Source organism: Pseudomonas sp. Yb2C2 (genome assembly GCF_052112325.1).
Taxonomy (GTDB): Bacteria; Pseudomonadota; Gammaproteobacteria; order Pseudomonadales; family Pseudomonadaceae; genus Aquipseudomonas; species Aquipseudomonas marginalis.
This window is the reverse complement of sequence record NZ_JAVAJK010000005.1, coordinates 127837-144037: the sequence shown is the minus strand read 5'-3', so window position 1 is coordinate 144037 and position 16201 is coordinate 127837. Positions and strand designations below refer to the sequence as shown.

Annotated in this window: 16 protein-coding genes; all 16 read right to left on the bottom strand. The window is 58.1% G+C overall.

Features of this window, described 5'->3' with window-relative positions; translation table 11 throughout:
- Positions 1-183: 183 nt before the first annotated feature.
- On the bottom strand, positions 184-2016 hold the full coding sequence (gene glmS / locus Q8X51_RS08775) for a glutamine--fructose-6-phosphate transaminase (isomerizing) (protein ID WP_074848068.1): 1833 nt from the start codon (positions 2014-2016) through the stop codon (positions 184-186).
- A 10-nt stretch (positions 2017-2026) separates the two neighbouring features.
- Positions 2027-2794 carry a DeoR/GlpR family DNA-binding transcription regulator gene (locus tag Q8X51_RS08770; RefSeq protein ID WP_027608178.1) on the bottom strand — a complete coding sequence of 256 codons (768 nt, stop codon included), beginning with the start codon at positions 2792-2794 and terminating at the stop codon, positions 2027-2029.
- Between the two features lie 228 nt (positions 2795-3022).
- Positions 3023-4390, bottom strand: a complete 1368-nt coding sequence (gene glmU / locus Q8X51_RS08765; protein ID WP_065926801.1) for a bifunctional UDP-N-acetylglucosamine diphosphorylase/glucosamine-1-phosphate N-acetyltransferase GlmU — start codon at positions 4388-4390, stop codon at positions 3023-3025.
- 122 nt (positions 4391-4512) lie between these two features.
- Positions 4513-4929 (bottom strand): F0F1 ATP synthase subunit epsilon, encoded by a 417-nt coding sequence (locus Q8X51_RS08760; RefSeq protein WP_003177061.1) that lies wholly within the window; start codon positions 4927-4929, stop codon positions 4513-4515.
- Between the two features lie 44 nt (positions 4930-4973).
- Positions 4974-6350, bottom strand: a complete 1377-nt coding sequence (gene atpD / locus Q8X51_RS08755) for a F0F1 ATP synthase subunit beta (protein WP_003177062.1) — start codon at positions 6348-6350, stop codon at positions 4974-4976.
- Positions 6351-6377: 27 nt separating this feature from the next.
- Positions 6378-7238 carry a F0F1 ATP synthase subunit gamma gene (gene atpG, locus Q8X51_RS08750; protein ID WP_003195829.1) on the bottom strand — a complete coding sequence of 287 codons (861 nt, stop codon included), beginning with the start codon at positions 7236-7238 and terminating at the stop codon, positions 6378-6380.
- Positions 7239-7288: 50 nt separating this feature from the next.
- The gene (gene atpA / locus Q8X51_RS08745) at positions 7289-8833 is read right to left on the bottom strand and encodes a F0F1 ATP synthase subunit alpha (protein ID WP_003177064.1); all 1545 of its coding nucleotides are present in this window, start codon (positions 8831-8833) and stop codon (positions 7289-7291) included.
- Between the two features lie 21 nt (positions 8834-8854).
- Positions 8855-9391: a F0F1 ATP synthase subunit delta gene (locus Q8X51_RS08740; protein ID WP_065926802.1), complete on the bottom strand. Its 537-nt coding sequence runs from the start codon at positions 9389-9391 to the stop codon at positions 8855-8857.
- Positions 9392-9403: 12 nt separating this feature from the next.
- On the bottom strand, positions 9404-9874 hold the full coding sequence (locus tag Q8X51_RS08735) for a F0F1 ATP synthase subunit B (protein ID WP_008439543.1): 471 nt from the start codon (positions 9872-9874) through the stop codon (positions 9404-9406).
- A gap of 55 nt (positions 9875-9929) precedes the next feature.
- Positions 9930-10187: a F0F1 ATP synthase subunit C gene (gene atpE / locus Q8X51_RS08730; RefSeq protein ID WP_002555987.1), complete on the bottom strand. Its 258-nt coding sequence runs from the start codon at positions 10185-10187 to the stop codon at positions 9930-9932.
- Positions 10188-10320: 133 nt separating this feature from the next.
- Positions 10321-11190: a F0F1 ATP synthase subunit A gene (gene atpB, locus Q8X51_RS08725; RefSeq protein WP_017736231.1), complete on the bottom strand. Its 870-nt coding sequence runs from the start codon at positions 11188-11190 to the stop codon at positions 10321-10323.
- A gap of 16 nt (positions 11191-11206) precedes the next feature.
- Positions 11207-11614, bottom strand: a complete 408-nt coding sequence (locus tag Q8X51_RS08720; RefSeq protein WP_010565865.1) for a F0F1 ATP synthase subunit I — start codon at positions 11612-11614, stop codon at positions 11207-11209.
- A gap of 148 nt (positions 11615-11762) precedes the next feature.
- Positions 11763-12635: a ParB/RepB/Spo0J family partition protein gene (locus tag Q8X51_RS08715; protein WP_027608174.1), complete on the bottom strand. Its 873-nt coding sequence runs from the start codon at positions 12633-12635 to the stop codon at positions 11763-11765.
- A 9-nt stretch (positions 12636-12644) separates the two neighbouring features.
- Positions 12645-13442, bottom strand: a complete 798-nt coding sequence (locus tag Q8X51_RS08710) for a ParA family protein (RefSeq protein ID WP_016978715.1) — start codon at positions 13440-13442, stop codon at positions 12645-12647.
- A gap of 18 nt (positions 13443-13460) precedes the next feature.
- The gene (rsmG, locus tag Q8X51_RS08705; protein ID WP_065926803.1) at positions 13461-14105 is read right to left on the bottom strand and encodes a 16S rRNA (guanine(527)-N(7))-methyltransferase RsmG; all 645 of its coding nucleotides are present in this window, start codon (positions 14103-14105) and stop codon (positions 13461-13463) included.
- The gene (mnmG, locus tag Q8X51_RS08700; protein WP_027608172.1) at positions 14102-15994 is read right to left on the bottom strand and encodes a tRNA uridine-5-carboxymethylaminomethyl(34) synthesis enzyme MnmG; all 1893 of its coding nucleotides are present in this window, start codon (positions 15992-15994) and stop codon (positions 14102-14104) included. Before mnmG ends, rsmG begins: the two co-directional genes overlap by 4 nt.
- Positions 15995-16201: the final 207 nt, after the last annotated feature.

Here is a 16201-nt window from a genome sequence, read left to right as displayed (position 1 = left end):
TAGCCAGGACAGAAGTGACAGTGTCGAGGTAGATAATGAGCCGTTATTCCTGAGCCTGCCACTACCCCGGCAAAAGCGCCGGGATAGAGGCTTGTGACACACTTTACCGACTTGTGACAACCTTTATTATTTTGTGACATCCTTTATTCTTTGGAAACAGGCGGGCCTCCAGGGTGGAGCGGGTTACTCCACCGTCACCGACTTCGCCAGGTTACGCGGCTGGTCAACGTCGGTGCCTTTGAGCACGGCGACGTAGTACGACAGCAGTTGCAGCGGGATGGTGTAGAGGATCGGCGACAGGGTGTCGTGGATGTGCGGCATGTTGATGACGTGGGTGCCTTCGCCGTTGGTCATGCCGGCTTTTTCGTCGGCGAACACGATCAGTTGGCCGCCACGGGCGCGGACTTCCTGCAGGTTGGACTTGAGCTTCTCCAGCAGTTCGTTGTTCGGCGCTACGGTGACCACCGGCATGTCGTCGTCCACCAGGGCCAACGGGCCGTGTTTGAGCTCACCGGCCGGGTAGGCTTCGGCGTGGATGTACGAAATTTCCTTGAGCTTCAGCGAGCCTTCCATCGCCACCGGGTACTGCGCGCCACGGCCGAGGAACAGAGTGTGGTTCTTGTCGGCGAACAGCTCGGCGACTTTTTCCACGGTGCTGTCCATGGCCAAGGCTTCGCCCAGGCGGGTCGGCAGGCGGCGCAGTTCTTCCACCAGGGTGGCTTCGACGCCAGCAGCCAAGGTGCCGCGAACCTGGCCCAGGGACAGGGTCAGCAGCAACAGGCCAACCAACTGGGTGGTGAACGCTTTGGTGGAGGCCACGCCGATTTCGCGACCGGCCTGGGTCAGCAGGGTCAGGTCGGACTCACGTACCAGGGAGCTGATGCTGACGTTGCAGATCGCCAGGCTGGCGAGGAAACCCAGTTCCTTGGCATTGCGCAGCGCGGCCAGGGTGTCGGCGGTTTCGCCGGACTGGGAAATGGTCACGAACAGGGTGTCGGGCTGCACCACTACCTTGCGGTAGCGGAACTCGCTGGCGACTTCGACCTGGCACGGGATGCCGGCCAGTTCTTCCAGCCAGTAACGGGCAACCATGCCGGCGTGGTAGCTGGTGCCACAGGCGACAATCTGCACATTGCGCACTTTGGCGAACAGCTCGGCGGCTTGCGGGCCGAAGGCATTGACCAGCACTTGCTTGTCGCCAAGGCGGCCTTCCAGGGTGCGTTGCACCACGGATGGCTGTTCGTGGATTTCCTTGAGCATGAAGTGGCGGAACTCGCCTTTGTCAGCGGCCTCGGCACCGTCGCGATATTGCACGGCTTCGCGTTCGACGGAATTACCGTTCACGTCCCAGATCGCCACGCTTTCACGGCGAATGTCAGCAATATCGCCCTCCTCCAGGTACATGAAGCGGTCGGTCACCTGGCGCAGGGCCAGTTGGTCGGAGGCGAGGAAGTTCTCTCCCAGGCCCAGGCCGATCACCAGCGGGCTGCCACTGCGGGCGGCAACCACGCGGTCCGGTTGGCTGGCGCTGACCACGGCCAGACCGTAGGCGCCGTGCAGTTCCTTGACCGTGGCCTTGAGGGCGGTGGTCAGGTCGCTGTGGTCCTTGAGCTTGTGGTTGAGCAGGTGGGCGATGACTTCGGTGTCGGTGTCCGAGGTGAACACGTAGCCCATGCTCTTGAGCTGTTCGCGCAGCACTTCGTGGTTTTCGATGATGCCGTTGTGCACCACCGCCAAGTCACCGGAGAAGTGCGGGTGGGCATTACGCTCGCACGGTGCGCCGTGGGTAGCCCAGCGGGTGTGGGCAATCCCCAGGCGACCTACCAGCGGCTCGCCGGCCAACGCCTGCTCCAACTCGCTGACCTTGCCTGGGCGGCGCATGCGCTCAAGCTTGCCCGCGTTGGTGAAGACGGCCACGCCCGCGCTGTCGTAGCCGCGGTATTCCAGACGCTTGAGGCCTTCAAGCAGGATGGCCGTTACGTTACGTTCGGCGACTGCGCCAACAATTCCACACATGGTGCTTCTCCTAGATGATTGCCGCGCATATCAGCGTAATGCCGCGGGCTTGGATCTGGTCGCGGGCCTCAAGCGGCAGGCGATCATCGGTAATAAGGGTATGGACGCTGCTCCAGGGCAGTTCCAGGTTGGGAATCTTGCGGCCGATCTTGTCGGATTCGACCATCACCACCACTTCACGGGCGACCTCGGCCATCACACGGCTCAGGCCCAGTAATTCGTTGAAGGTGGTGGTGCCACGCTGCAGATCGATACCGTCGGCGCCGATGAACAGTTGATCAAAGTCGTAGGAACGCAACACCTGCTCGGCGACCTGGCCCTGGAACGAGTCCGAATGCGGGTCCCAGGTGCCGCCGGTCATCAACAGCACCGGTTCGTGTTCCAGTTCGCTCAAGGCGCTGGCCACGTGCAGGGAGTTGGTCATGACCACCAGGCCGGGCTGGTGGCCCAGTTCCGGGATCATGGCGGCGGTGGTGCTGCCGCTGTCGATGATGATGCGGGCGTGTTCACGCAAACGCATCACCGCAGCACGGGCGATCGCACGTTTGTAGGCCGAGACCGGTTGGGCGGGGTCGCCGACCAGTTCCTGAGGCATGGTGATCGCGCCACCATAACGACGCAGCAACAGGCCGTTACTTTCGAGCGCGGCCAAGTCCTTGCGGATAGTGACTTCCGAGGTTTCGAAACGCTTGGCCAATTCGTCCACGCTGACTTCGCCCTGTTCGTTGAGCAAGGTCAGGATGTTGTGGCGTCGTTGGGGTGTATTTCGTTTCGACATGGCGATGATAAGTTTCGTTTCGAAAGATAACGAAGGCAATCAAAACCTATTGAGAAGATATCGTCAAGCGTCGGAAACAGATTTTTCAAGCAACGCACGACAAATGTGGGAAGGGGCTTGCCCCCGATTGCAGGAGATCAGTCGACTAAAACATTGACTGAAAATCCGCCATCGGGGGCAAGCCCCCTCCCACATTTGGATAGCGCTGCTGATGAGACTGTGGATAACTCAGGTCTTTTTGATTTTGACGGGGCGTTTCCAGCCGTCGATGTTACGTTGGCGTGCACGGGCCACGGCCAGTTGGGACTTATCCACATCCTGGTTGATGGTTGAGCCCGCGGCAGTGTTCGAACCATCGCCGATCGTCACAGGTGCAATCAGCGAATTATTCGAGCCGATGAATACGTCCTCGCCAATGGTGGTCTGGTACTTGTTGGCACCGTCGTAGTTGCAGGTGATCGCGCCAGCGCCGATGTTGCTGCGCGCACCGATCACCGCATCCCCCAGATAAGCCAGGTGACCGGCCTTTGCGTCGTCGCCCATTTGCGCGTTTTTCAGTTCGACGAAATTGCCGACGTGCGCCCTGGCGCCCATCACAGTGCCCGGACGCAACCGCGCAAACGGACCGGCATCGCTGCCCTCGCCCATTACGGCGCCGTCGATATGGCTGTTGGCCTTGATCACCACGCCCTTGCGCAGGGTGCTGTCCTTGATCACGCAGTTCGGGCCAATGACCACGTCGTCTTCGATGATCACGCGGCCTTCAAGGATCACGTTGATGTCGATCAGCACATCGCGGCCCACGGTGACCTCACCGCGGACGTCAAAACGCGCAGGGTCGCGCAGGGTCACGCCCTGGGCCATCAGGCGGCGGCCTTCACGCAGTTGGTAGTGACGTTCGAGCTCTGCAAGCTGCTTGCGATCATTGGCGCCCTGCACTTCCATCGGGTCGTGGGGCTGTTCGGTGGCGACCAGCAGGCCATCACTCACGGCCATCTCGATCACGTCGGTGAGGTAGTACTCGCCCTGGGCGTTGTTGTTGGACAGGCGGCTCATCCAGTCGGCGAGCTTATTGGCAGGCACCGCAAGGATGCCGGTGTTGCCTTCGGTGATAGCCCGCTGGGCTTCACTGGCGTCCTTGTGCTCGACGATCGCCGCGACCTTGCCGTCGGCACCGCGCACGATGCGCCCGTAACCGGTGGGGTCATCCAGCTCAACGGTGAGCAGGCCCATCTGGCCGGGCGCCACATGCTTGAGCAGGCGTTGCAGGGTTTCCACTTCGATCAGCGGCACGTCACCGTAGAGGATCAGCACGGTGTCAGCGGTAATGAACGGCACAGCTTGCGCGGTGGCGTGGCCGGTGCCCAGTTGTTTGTCCTGTAATACGAAATTCAGGTCATCCGCCGCCAGGCGCTCGCGCACCACATCAGCACCGTGGCCGATCACCACGTGGATACGTTGTGGGTCCAATTGACGAGCGCTGTGGATAACATGCCCAAGCATGGAATTGCCCGCGACCGGGTGCAGCACCTTGGGCAAGGCCGAACGCATGCGAGTGCCCTGGCCTGCGGCGAGAATGACGATTTCAAGAGACATGAATGGCTACCAATCCTGGGCGGTCCGGCTTCAGACCAAAGATGTGTTTTGCTAAAAAAGAAAAAGGGTAGCCGAGGCTACCCTTTTTAATCAATCGCGCATAAGCGTCACGGCTTCGCCGCTTACTTCTTGCGGATCTGCTGGAGCGTGCGCAGCTGAGCTGCAGCCTCGGCCAGACGTACAGCAGCAGCGCTGTAGTCGAAGTCCGCACCCTTTTCGTTCAGGGCCTTCTCGGCAGCCTTGACGGCTTCCTGAGCGGAGGCTTCATCCAGGTCGCCAGCACGTTGCACGGTGTCGGCAAGTACCTTGACCATGTTCGGCTGAACCTCAAGGAAACCACCGGAGATGTAAAACACCTCCTTTTCCCCGCCTTGCTTGGTCAGAGTGATCGGACCTGGCTTCAAGCTGGTGATCAATGGCGCGTGGCCCATGGCAATACCCAGGTCACCGAGTTCGCCGTGTGCAATCACCATTTCTACCAGACCGGAGAAGATTTCCCCTTCCGCGCTGACGATATCGCAATGGACTGTCATAGCCATCTGATTGCCTCAACCTGATGAGCGCCCGTTTCCGGGCGCCTGGATTACAGTTTCTTGGCTTTCTCGATCGCTTCTTCGATGCCGCCGACCATGTAGAACGCTTGTTCTGGCAGGTGGTCGTAGTCACCGTTGAGGATGCCTTTGAAGCCAGCAATGGTGTCTTTCAGGGAAACGTATTTACCCGAAGCACCGGTGAAGACTTCAGCCACGAAGAACGGCTGCGACAAGAAGCGCTGGATCTTACGAGCACGGTTTACCAACTGCTTGTCGGCTTCCGACAGCTCGTCCATACCCAGGATCGCAATGATGTCCTTCAGTTCTTTGTAACGCTGCAGCACGTACTGAACGCCGCGAGCGGTGTCGTAGTGCTCCTGGCCGATCACGTTCGGGTCCAGCTGGCGCGAAGTCGAGTCGAGTGGATCGACCGCTGGGTAGATACCCAGGGAAGCGATGTCACGGGACAGAACGACGGTGGCGTCCAAGTGGGCGAAGGTGGTCGCAGGCGATGGGTCGGTCAAGTCATCCGCAGGTACGTATACCGCTTGGATCGAAGTGATCGAACCTTCCTTGGTCGAAGTGATACGTTCCTGCAGAACGCCCATCTCTTCAGCCAGGGTCGGCTGGTAACCTACTGCGGAAGGCATACGGCCCAGCAGTGCGGATACTTCAGTACCGGCCAGGGTGTAACGGTAGATGTTGTCGACGAACAGCAGAACGTCGTTACCTTCGTCACGGAACTTCTCGGCCATGGTCAGGCCAGTCAGTGCTACGCGCAGACGGTTTCCCGGCGGCTCGTTCATCTGACCGTAGACCAGTGCCACTTTGTCCAGAACGTTGGAGTCCTTCATCTCGTGGTAGAAGTCGTTACCCTCACGAGTACGCTCACCCACACCGGCGAACACGGAATAACCGCTGTGCTCGATGGCGATGTTACGGATCAGTTCCATCATGTTTACGGTCTTGCCTACACCGGCACCACCGAACAGACCGACTTTACCGCCCTTGGCGAACGGGCAAACCAGGTCGATAACCTTGATGCCGGTTTCCAGCAGGTCGTTGCCGCCAGCTTGTTCCGCGAACGAAGGTGCTGGACGGTGAATGCCCCAGCGCTCTTCGGTGTCGATCGGGCCAGCTTCGTCAATCGGGTTGCCCAGTACGTCCATGATCCGGCCCAGGGTCGCTTTACCGACCGGTACGGAGATGGCAGCGCCGGAGTCGATAACGTCCAGACCGCGCTTCAAGCCTTCGGTGGAACCCATCGCAATGGTACGAACTACGCCGTCGCCCAGCTGCTGCTGAACTTCCAGAGTAGTTTCCGCGCCTTGTACTTTCAGCGCGTTGTAGATGCTCGGTACGCTGTCGCGTGGAAATTCCACGTCGATAACGGCGCCGATGATTTGAACGATACGTCCGCTACTCATAGCTGGATCCTCTGAATATTTGAACCGTTAAACCGCGGCAGCGCCGCCGACGATTTCCGAGATCTCTTGGGTGATCGCAGCCTGACGCGCCTTGTTGTAGATCAGCTGCAAATCGCTGATCAGATCACCGGCGTTATCGGTAGCGTTTTTCATCGCGATCATCCGCGCCGCTTGTTCAGCTGCGTTGTTCTCGACCACCGCCTGGTACACCTGCGACTCCACGTAGCGCACCATCAAGCCGTCAAGCAGCTCTTTGGCGTCTGGTTCGTAGAGGTAGTCCCAGTGGTGCTTGAGTTCCTGATCCGGAGTCGCCACCAGTGGAATCAATTGCTCCACGGTTGGCTGCTGGGTCATGGTGTTGATGAACTTGTTGGATACCACGGAGAGGCGGTCAATCCGGCCTTCCAGGTACGCATCCAGCATCACCTTCACACTGCCGATCAAATCATTGATCGACGGCTCTTCACCCAGGTGGCTGATAGCTGCAACGACGTTACCGCCGAAGTTGCGGAAAAAGGCCGCACCCTTGCTACCAACAACACACAGATCGATCTCGACGCCGTTTTCGCGGTTTACCGCCATGTCCTTGACCAGGGCCTTGAACAGGTTGGTATTCAAACCACCGCACAAACCACGGTCACTGCTCACTACCACATAACCCACACGCTTGACGGCGCGTTCGATCATGAAAGGGTGGCGGTATTCCGGGTTGGCGTTGGCCAGATGCCCAATTACCTGGCGGATACGCTCCGCATAAGGACGGCTAGCAGCCATGCGCATTTGTGCCTTGCGCATTTTGCTGACCGCCACTTTTTCCATGGCGCTGGTAATTTTTTGCGTGCTTTTGATGCTCGCAATCTTACTGCGAATCTCTTTTGCGCCTGCCATGTAACACCTATCAGGTTAGCAAGCGGGAGCCTTGCGGCTCCCGCTGCGGCTTACCAGGTTTGGGTGGCCTTGAACTTCTCGATACCGGCTTTCATGCCAGCGTCGATATCGTCATTGAAGTCACCCTTCACGTTGATCTTCGCCATCAATTCGGCGTGATCGCGGTTGAAGTAAGCAATCAGCGCTTGTTCAAAGCTGCCGACCTTGGCGATTTCAACGTCGGTCAGGAACCCACGCTCAGCGGCATACAGCGACAACGCCATGTCAGCGATCGACATTGGGGCGTATTGCTTCTGCTTCATCAGCTCGGTAACGCGCTGACCATGCTCAAGTTGCTTACGGGTCGCTTCGTCCAGGTCAGAAGCGAACTGGGCGAATGCGGCCAGTTCACGGTACTGAGCCAGAGCGGTACGGATACCACCGGAGAGCTTCTTGATGATCTTGGTCTGAGCGGCACCACCCACACGGGATACCGAAACACCGGCGTTCACTGCAGGGCGGATGCCCGAGTTGAACATGGCCGATTCCAGGAAGATCTGACCGTCGGTGATGGAAATCACGTTGGTCGGAACGAACGCGGAAACGTCGCCAGCCTGGGTTTCGATGATCGGCAGTGCGGTCAGGGAACCGGTTTTGCCGGTCACTGCGCCGTTGGTGAACTTCTCTACGTACTCTTCCGAAACGCGGGATGCGCGCTCCAGCAGACGGGAGTGGAGATAGAACACGTCGCCTGGGTAGGCTTCACGGCCTGGTGGACGACGCAGCAGCAGGGAAATCTGGCGGTAAGCCACTGCTTGCTTGGACAGATCGTCATAAACGATCAGCGCGTCTTCACCGCGGTCGCGGAAGAATTCACCCATGGTGCAACCGGAGTACGGTGCCAGGAATTGCAGCGCAGGAGATTCCGAAGCACTGGCAGCCACGATGATCGTGTTGGCCAGGGCGCCGTTTTCTTCCAGCTTGCGAACGACGTTGGCGATGGTCGATTGCTTCTGACCGATCGCTACGTAGACGCAGAAAATGCCGCTGTTCTTCTGGTTGATGATCGCGTCGATCGCCAGAGCGGTTTTACCGATCTGACGGTCACCGATGATCAGCTCACGCTGGCCACGGCCGACTGGGATCATGGCATCGACAGCCTTGTAGCCAGTCTGTACAGGCTGGTCTACCGACTTACGCCAGATCACGCCTGGAGCAACTTTCTCGACCGCGTCGGTCTCGGTGTTGCCCAGTGGACCTTTACCGTCAACAGGGTTACCCAGTGCGTCGACTACGCGACCCAGCAATTCCTTACCAACCGGAACCTCCAGGATGCGGCCAGTGCACTTGGCGCTCATGCCTTCAGCCAGACTGGTGTACGCGCCCAATACAACGGCACCTACGGAGTCTTGCTCCAGGTTGAGGGCCATACCGTAGACGCCGCCCGGAAACTCGATCATCTCGCCGTACATAACGTCGGCCAGACCGTGAATCCGCACGATGCCGTCAGATACGCTGACGACAGTGCCTTCGTTACGGGCTTGGGAGGTCACATCGAGCTTGTCGATGCGGCCCTTGATAATTTCACTTATTTCGGAAGGATTGAGTTGCTGCATTGCTCTGCTGCCCCTTCAAACTCAAGATTTCAATGCTTCGGCAAGATTCGCGAGTTTGCCGCGAATCGAGCCATCGATAACCAGGTCGCCGGCGCGAATGACAACACCCCCAATAAGGGATGGGTCTTCCGCAACTTGCAGGCGCACTTCCCGGTCGAGTCGTGCACTGAGAACCTTGGCGAGTTTGTCTTGCTGTTCTTGGTTCAATGCAAAAGCACTGGTCACTTCAACGTCTATCGATTTCTCTTGCTCGGCCTTGTACAGGTCGAACAGAGCGGCAATCTCCGGCAAAAGCAGGAGACGGTCGTTTTCGGCGATGACATTGATGAAGTTCTGCACTTTCACATCAAACTTGTCGCCGCACACTTCAATAAAAGTGGCGGCCTTGTCTGCGCTCGTCAGTCGCGGGGCCTTGAGCACGCGCTGCATGGTGCCGTCTTGCGACACTGCTGCAGCCAGGCCGAGCATGGCTGACCAAGAGGCCAGCTGCTGGTGGGCCTGGGCGTGCTCGAAGGCTGCCTTAGCGTAAGGTCGGGCCAACGTGGTCAATTCTGCCATGATCGCCCTCGCTTAAATTTCAGCAGCCAGTTTGTTAACCAGCTCCGCGTGCGCGTTTTGATCGATTGTGGCACCCAGGATCTTCTCAGCACCGCCGACGGCCAGAGCACCCAGTTGGGCACGCAGCGCATCTTTGACACCGTTCAGTTCCTGCTCGATCTCGGCTTGAGCCTGAACCTTCACACGGTCAGCGTCGATACGGGCTTTTTCAACAGCCTCTTCAACAATCTGGTTACCGCGTTTCTTGGCTTGCTCAATGATTTCGGCTGCTTGAGCTTTCGCTTCGCGCAGTTGCTGACCCGCTTTATCTTGGGCCAACTCCAGGTCGCGAGCTGCTCGTGCGGCAGCGTCCAGTCCATCCGCGATCTTCTTTTGACGTTCGTGCAAAGCCGCGATGACCGGAGGCCATACGAACTTCATGCAGAAAACGACAAAAATCAAGAACGCTAAGGACTGACCAATAATGGTTGCATTAATGTTCACGCCAATACCTCGCTCATTCGTTGCACAACACACCAATCACTCGAAAAACGAGTGATTAACCGGCGAGTTGACCAACGAAGGGGTTCGCGAAGGTGAAGAACAGAGCGATACCAACGCCGATCATGGTCACGGCGTCGAGCAGGCCGGCAACGATGAACATTTTAACTTGCAGCATTGGAACCATTTCTGGCTGACGCGCTGCGCCTTCCAGGAACTTGCCGCCCAGCAGGCCGAAACCAATGGCAGTACCCAGGGCGCCCAGGCCGATCAACAGTGCAACAGCGATAGCGGTTAGACCAACTACAGTTTCCATCTTTCCTCCCGACTTTTACGTCGTATGGTTTAGGTTTTTTAGATTTTAAAGCGGTAAAACAAATCGTTTCATAGCCCTGGTGGGCCACCTTCCCGTTTCACCGGGAAGGACATCAGACTAGTCGAGACTGGCCTTAATGGTTCTCTTCGTGCGCCATCGACAGGTAGACGATGGTCAGCATCATGAAGATGAAGGCCTGCAGGGTGATGATCAGGATGTGGAACACAGCCCACGCCCACTGCAGAACAATGCCCAGGCCGCTAAGCCAGAGCAGGCCGCTGCCGAACATCACAGCGATCAGAATGAACACCAGCTCGCCGGCATACATGTTGCCGAACAGTCGCAGGGCCAGGGAGATCGGCTTGGCGATCAGGGTGACGAATTCCAGCAGGAAGTTCACCGGGATCAGCAGGGCTTGAACGAAGATGTTCTTGCTGCCGAACGGGTGCAGGGTCAGTTCGCCGATGAAGCCGCCGATGCCCTTGATCTTGATGCTGTAGAAAATGATCAACGCAAATACCGACAGGGCCATGCCCAGGGTAGCGTTCGGGTCAGTGGTCGATACGGCACGGAATGGAATGTGCGGGTCGCCGGAAATCGCCATGGCCAACTGAGGGATCCAGTCAACCGGGATCAGGTCGACGGCGTTCATCAGGAACACCCAGACGAAGATGGTCAGTGCCAACGGTGCAATCACCGGGCTACGGCCATGGAAGCTGTCTTTCACGCTGCCATCGACGAATTCGACCAGTACTTCAACGAAGTTCTGCAAAGCACCTGGCTGACCGGAAGTCGCCTTCTTTGCCGCCATGCGGAAAATCAGGACGAAGATCAGACCCAAAGCGACCGACCAGCCCAGAGTATCCAGGTGGAAAGCCCAGAAGCCCATTTCTTTGGCTTCTGCTGCGGAGTGGGCAAAGCCCCAGCCGCCGTTGGGAAGCTGACCGAAGGTCAGGTTCTGCAAGTGGTGCTGGATATAGCCCGAAGCGGTTGTTTCTGCCATGGTTGCCTCAAACGCCCTAAGGTTTCGAAAGTCTTGTTTTCATCAGCAGGGGAGCGAACCAGCTGACCAGTTGGGTCAACACGAAGACGCCGAATACAGCCAGCGGCGCCAATGGCTTCACACCTGCAAAGGTCAGTGCAAACAGCACTGCCGTCAAAATCAGTTTCCCCGCCTCGCCGGCATAAAAAGACCGGACGATAGCCTGGGCTGCTCGGGCGCCGGAAAACCGAAAGGCCCTGTGAGCAAAATACATATTGGGCAGCAAGGCTATCAGGCCTCCGCAAAGTCCTGAATATCCGGCTACGACTCCATGCCAGTACCAAAGCGCCAATGCGGCGATCAGCAAGATGACAAATTGAGCCAATAAAACCGGAAAAACAGCCAAGCGATGGAAGGGCAACGTGTTTGGCGTGCGGGTTTCCATCACTCTTGCTCCTCAATAGTCGGCTGCCGGAAATCAATAACTTGGCATAATTTGTGCCGACAAAATGCGCGCAGAGTATAGGGGCGGTTCTGCCCCTATTCAACTGCCGGGTAGTGATTTCCGATCACGCGCTACATAAGCAAATGTTTCAGCGGATGTGGGCAAGGACGCCCTGAAGCTCATCAAGGGAGTTATATCCGATGACCAATTGCCCTTTGCCTTTCTTGCCGTGGCGAATTTGTACCGCAGAGCCCAGGCGCTCGGCCAGGCGCTGCTCGAGACGCGCGATATCCGGATCAGGTTTGGCTGTTTCGACCGGTGCAGGTTTGCCGCTGAGCCACTGGCGAACCAGGGCCTCGGTCTGACGAACGGTGAGCCCTCGTGCGACAACGTGTCGCGCCCCTTCAACCTGTTGATTTTCCGGCAAACCGAGCAAAGCACGGGCGTGGCCCATCTCGAGGTCGCCATGGGACAACATGGTCTTGATGACTTCCGGCAGCGCGATCAGGCGCAGCAAGTTGGACACGGTGACACGGGATTTACCCACGGCCTCGGCGACCTGTTGCTGGGTCAGCTGGAATTCCTGCTGCAAACGCTGCAAGGCGATCGCTTCCTCGATCGGATTGAGGTCTTCACGCTGGATATTCTCGATCAACGCCATGGCGATGGCGGTTTCATCCGTTACATCGCGCACCATCGCCGGGATGGTGTCCTTGCCTGCCTGCTGGCTGGCGCGCCAGCGGCGTTCACCGGCAATGATTTCAAAGCGGCCGCCGCCGATCGGGCGCACCACAATCGGCTGCATCACGCCCTGGGCCTTGATCGAATTGGCCAGTTCCTCCAGCGCCTGGGGGTCCATGTCCCGGCGTGGCTGGTATTTGCCGCGCTGGATCAGGTCCAGGGGCAGGTGCTGCAGCTCGCGTTCGTCAGCCTGCACCGCTTGTTCTTCAAGCGATGTGACGGTCGGACCACTCAGCAGTGCATCCAGTCCACGTCCGAGACCTCGTTTCTTGACGGCCATGGGGATTCCTTAAGTTGGCTGGGCTGCAGCGGTGCGTGAGTTGCGGCGTTGACGACGAACCATCTCGCCGGCCAATGCCAGGTAGGCAATGGCACCACGGGATGATTTGTCGTACGCCAGCGCGGGCATGCCATAGCTTGGCGCTTCGGCCAGGCGGATGTTGCGTGGAATCACGGTGTCGTACAGCTGGTCGCCAAAGTGTTCCTTGAGCTGCGCCGACACATCGTTCATCAGGCTCAGGCGCGGATCGAACATGGTCCGCAGCAGGCCTTCGATCTGCAGGTTCGGGTTGAGCAGCTCGGCGATACGCTTGATGTTATCCACAAGGTCGCTCAACCCTTCCAGCGCGTAGTACTCGCACTGCATGGGGATAATCACCCCATCGGCAGCCACCAATGCGTTAAGCGTGAGCATCGACAGCGACGGTGGGCAGTCGATCAAAATGTAGTCGTAATTCTCGCGGATCGGTGCCAACGCGCTGCGCAGACGGCTTTCCTTCATCTGCATTTCCAGCAGCACCACTTCCGCCGCAGTCAAATCGCGGTTGGCCGGCAGCAGTTGATAACCGCCATGCTCGGAGTAGTGCATGGCCTGGGCCAGGTCGCACTCGCCAATCAGCAAGTCGTAGACCGAGTTTTCCAAGCCGTGTTTATCCACACCGCTACCCATGGTGGCGTTGCCCTGTGGATCGAGATCGATCAACAGCACCCGGCGCTTGGTGGCGACCAGGGATGCTGCGAGGTTGATGCAGGTGGTGGTTTTGCCCACGCCACCTTTCTGGTTCGCTATCGCGAATACCTTAGCCATTCTTGCTTGTGTTCCCAATCATGCCGTGCGGCGCAGTATCAGCAGATGGCGTTGGCCTTGGCAACCGGGTACGGCCAAGGCATGTTCGCTATCGAGGTGGAAGTCTGCCGGCAATGCTAACAGCTCATCGCTTGGATGGACGCCCTTCATTGCCAGCCAGCGGGTGTCGCGGTCGCCCAGGTGACGGGTCCAGTTGCTGAAGTTCTCCATGCTGCTGAACGCCCGGGAAACAATTCCGTTGAACGGCAGTTCAGGCGTGAAGGCTTCGACGCGACTGTGGATAACTTGCAGGTTATCCAGCTTGAGTTCGAGCTTGACCTGGGTCAGGAAGCGGGTTTTCTTGCCGTTGCTGTCCAGGCAGGTCACTTGCGATTCAGGAAACAGGATAGCCAGTGGGATGCCAGGCATACCGCCACCACTGCCGACATCGAGCCAACGACCGTTTTCGATAAACGGCATCACGCTCAGACTGTCGAGCAAGTGACGGGAAACCATTTCGTCGGGATCACGCACAGCCGTCAGGTTGTAAGCCTTGTTCCATTTGATCAACAGGGCCAGGTAACCCAGCAGCAAATCGTGCTGGGCCTCGGTCAAGTCCACGCCCAATTGGCGCGCACCTGTGGATAACTCTTCGGCGTGTTGCGAGGTGACCAACGAACTCAAGCGCTTTGCTCCAACTGACGGCCCGCGCCGCGTTTTTTCAAATGAATCATCAACAGCGAAATAGCTGCAGGGGTGACGCCCGGGATACGTGAAGCCTGGCCGAGGGTCTCGGGGCGAGTTATCCCCAGCTTGCTTTGGATTTCTTTCGACAATCCGGAAATACCGGTGTAGTCGATATCCACAGGCAGCCTGGTGTCTTCACTGGCGCGCAGACGAGCGATCTCGTCCTGCTGGCGGTCAATGTAACCGGCGTACTTGGTCTTGATTTCGACCTGCTCGGCAACCTGTGGATCATCGGCGCCGCCGCCGGTCACTTCGACCAGACCGGCGTAGTCGATTTCCGGACGGGACAGCAGGTTCAGCAGGTTGTATTCATGAGTCAGCGGCGTGCCGAATTTTTCCGCAATCGCGTCGCCCTGCTCGGTCCCGGGGCGAACCCAGGTACTTTTCAGGCGCTGCTCTTCAAGCTCGATGCTTTCGCGTTTTTTGCAGAAGGCCGCCCAGCGCGCATCGTCGACCAGCCCCAGTTCACGGCCTTTTTCGGTCAGGCGCAGGTCGGCGTTGTCTTCCCGCAGGATCAGGCGGTATTCCGCTCGGGAAGTGAACATCCGATACGGTTCCTGGGTTCCCAGGGTAATCAGGTCGTCGACCAACACGCCGATATACGCTTCATCGCGACGCGGGCACCAGCTGTCTTTGCCTTGTGCACGCAATGCGGCGTTGGTCCCGGCCAGCAAACCCTGGGCGCCGGCTTCTTCGTAGCCGGTGGTGCCGTTGATTTGCCCAGCGAAGAACAGACCGCCGATAACCTTGGTTTCCAGGCTGTACTTCAAATCACGCGGGTCGAAGTAGTCGTATTCGATGGCGTAGCCCGGACGCACGATGTGTGCGTTTTCCATGCCGCGAATCGATTGCACGATCTGGATTTGCACATCGAACGGCAGGGAAGTGGAAATCCCGTTCGGATACAGCTCATGGGTAGTCAGGCCTTCGGGCTCGATGAACACCTGATGGCTTTCCTTGTCGGCAAAGCGGTGGATCTTGTCTTCGATCGACGGGCAGTAACGTGGGCCAATACCTTCGATCACCCCGGAGTACATCGGCGAACGGTCGAGGTTCGCGGCAATGATTTCGTGAGTGCGCGCATTGGTATGGGTAATCCAGCAGCTCACCTGTTTGGGGTGTTGCTCCTTGGAACCCATGAACGACATTACCGGAATCGGTGTATCGCCAGCTTGTTCAGTCATCACCGAGAAATCCACGGAACGCCCGTCGATACGCGGTGGGGTCCCGGTTTTCAGGCGACCGACGCGCAGCGGCAATTCGCGCAGGCGTTTTGCCAGGGCAATCGACGGCGGATCACCGGCGCGGCCACCCGAATAGTTCTGCATGCCGATGTGGATAAGTCCGCCGAGGAACGTACCGGTGGTCAACACCACGGATTCTGCGAAGAAACGCAGGCCCATTTGGGTGACAACACCGCGAACCACGTCCTGTTCGACGATCAAGTCATCGGCGGCTTGTTGAAATATCCACAGGTTGGGCTGGTTTTCCAGGGTTTCGCGGACCGCGGCTTTGTACAGGATGCGGTCTGCCTGGGCCCGAGTGGCACGCACGGCCGGGCCTTTGCGGCTGTTGAGCACGCGAAATTGAATACCACCCTTGTCGGTAGCCTCGGCCATCACGCCACCAAGGGCGTCGATTTCCTTGACCAGATGGCTTTTGCCGATCCCACCAATGGCGGGGTTGCAACTCATGGCGCCGAGGGTTTCCACGTTATGCGTCAGCAACAGGGTTTTTACGCCCATGCGTGCTGACGCCAGTGCTGCCTCGGTACCGGCATGACCGCCGCCGATGACGATCACTTCAAAACGGGAAGGGAAATCCACCACGCACCTCGTGCCTGCTTATGTAGGTAATCAGGAATTGTTTGTTGAAAGGGTTTTGGAGCTTTGGCGGCAAGTATAGGGACTTCGCCCTTCCTAAAGAACCCTTTGCACAAAATTTAACCAGCTGTGGATGAATCACAGACAATAGAAATTAAAAGAGAGAAATTTATTAAATCTTTGTTTTTATGTTTATTTCTACTGGGCACC

Excerpts from the sequence above, each read along its gene's own strand:
- glmS (WP_074848068.1), bottom strand. The coding sequence starts at position 2,016 with ATGTGTGGAATTGTTGGCGCAGTCGCCGAACGTAACGTAACGGCCATC.
- Q8X51_RS08770 (WP_027608178.1), bottom strand. The coding sequence starts at position 2,794 with ATGTCGAAACGAAATACACCCCAACGACGCCACAACATCCTGACCTTG.
- glmU (WP_065926801.1), bottom strand. The coding sequence starts at position 4,390 with ATGTCTCTTGAAATCGTCATTCTCGCCGCAGGCCAGGGCACTCGCATG.
- Q8X51_RS08760 (WP_003177061.1), bottom strand. The coding sequence starts at position 4,929 with ATGGCTATGACAGTCCATTGCGATATCGTCAGCGCGGAAGGGGAAATC.
- atpD (WP_003177062.1), bottom strand. The coding sequence starts at position 6,350 with ATGAGTAGCGGACGTATCGTTCAAATCATCGGCGCCGTTATCGACGTG.
- atpG (WP_003195829.1), bottom strand. The coding sequence starts at position 7,238 with ATGGCAGGCGCAAAAGAGATTCGCAGTAAGATTGCGAGCATCAAAAGC.
- atpA (WP_003177064.1), bottom strand. The coding sequence starts at position 8,833 with ATGCAGCAACTCAATCCTTCCGAAATAAGTGAAATTATCAAGGGCCGC.
- Q8X51_RS08740 (WP_065926802.1), bottom strand. The coding sequence starts at position 9,391 with ATGGCAGAATTGACCACGTTGGCCCGACCTTACGCTAAGGCAGCCTTC.
- atpE (WP_002555987.1), bottom strand. The coding sequence starts at position 10,187 with ATGGAAACTGTAGTTGGTCTAACCGCTATCGCTGTTGCACTGTTGATC.
- atpB (WP_017736231.1), bottom strand. The coding sequence starts at position 11,190 with ATGGCAGAAACAACCGCTTCGGGCTATATCCAGCACCACTTGCAGAAC.
- Q8X51_RS08720 (WP_010565865.1), bottom strand. The coding sequence starts at position 11,614 with ATGGAAACCCGCACGCCAAACACGTTGCCCTTCCATCGCTTGGCTGTT.
- Q8X51_RS08715 (WP_027608174.1), bottom strand. The coding sequence starts at position 12,635 with ATGGCCGTCAAGAAACGAGGTCTCGGACGTGGACTGGATGCACTGCTG.
- Q8X51_RS08710 (WP_016978715.1), bottom strand. The coding sequence starts at position 13,442 with ATGGCTAAGGTATTCGCGATAGCGAACCAGAAAGGTGGCGTGGGCAAA.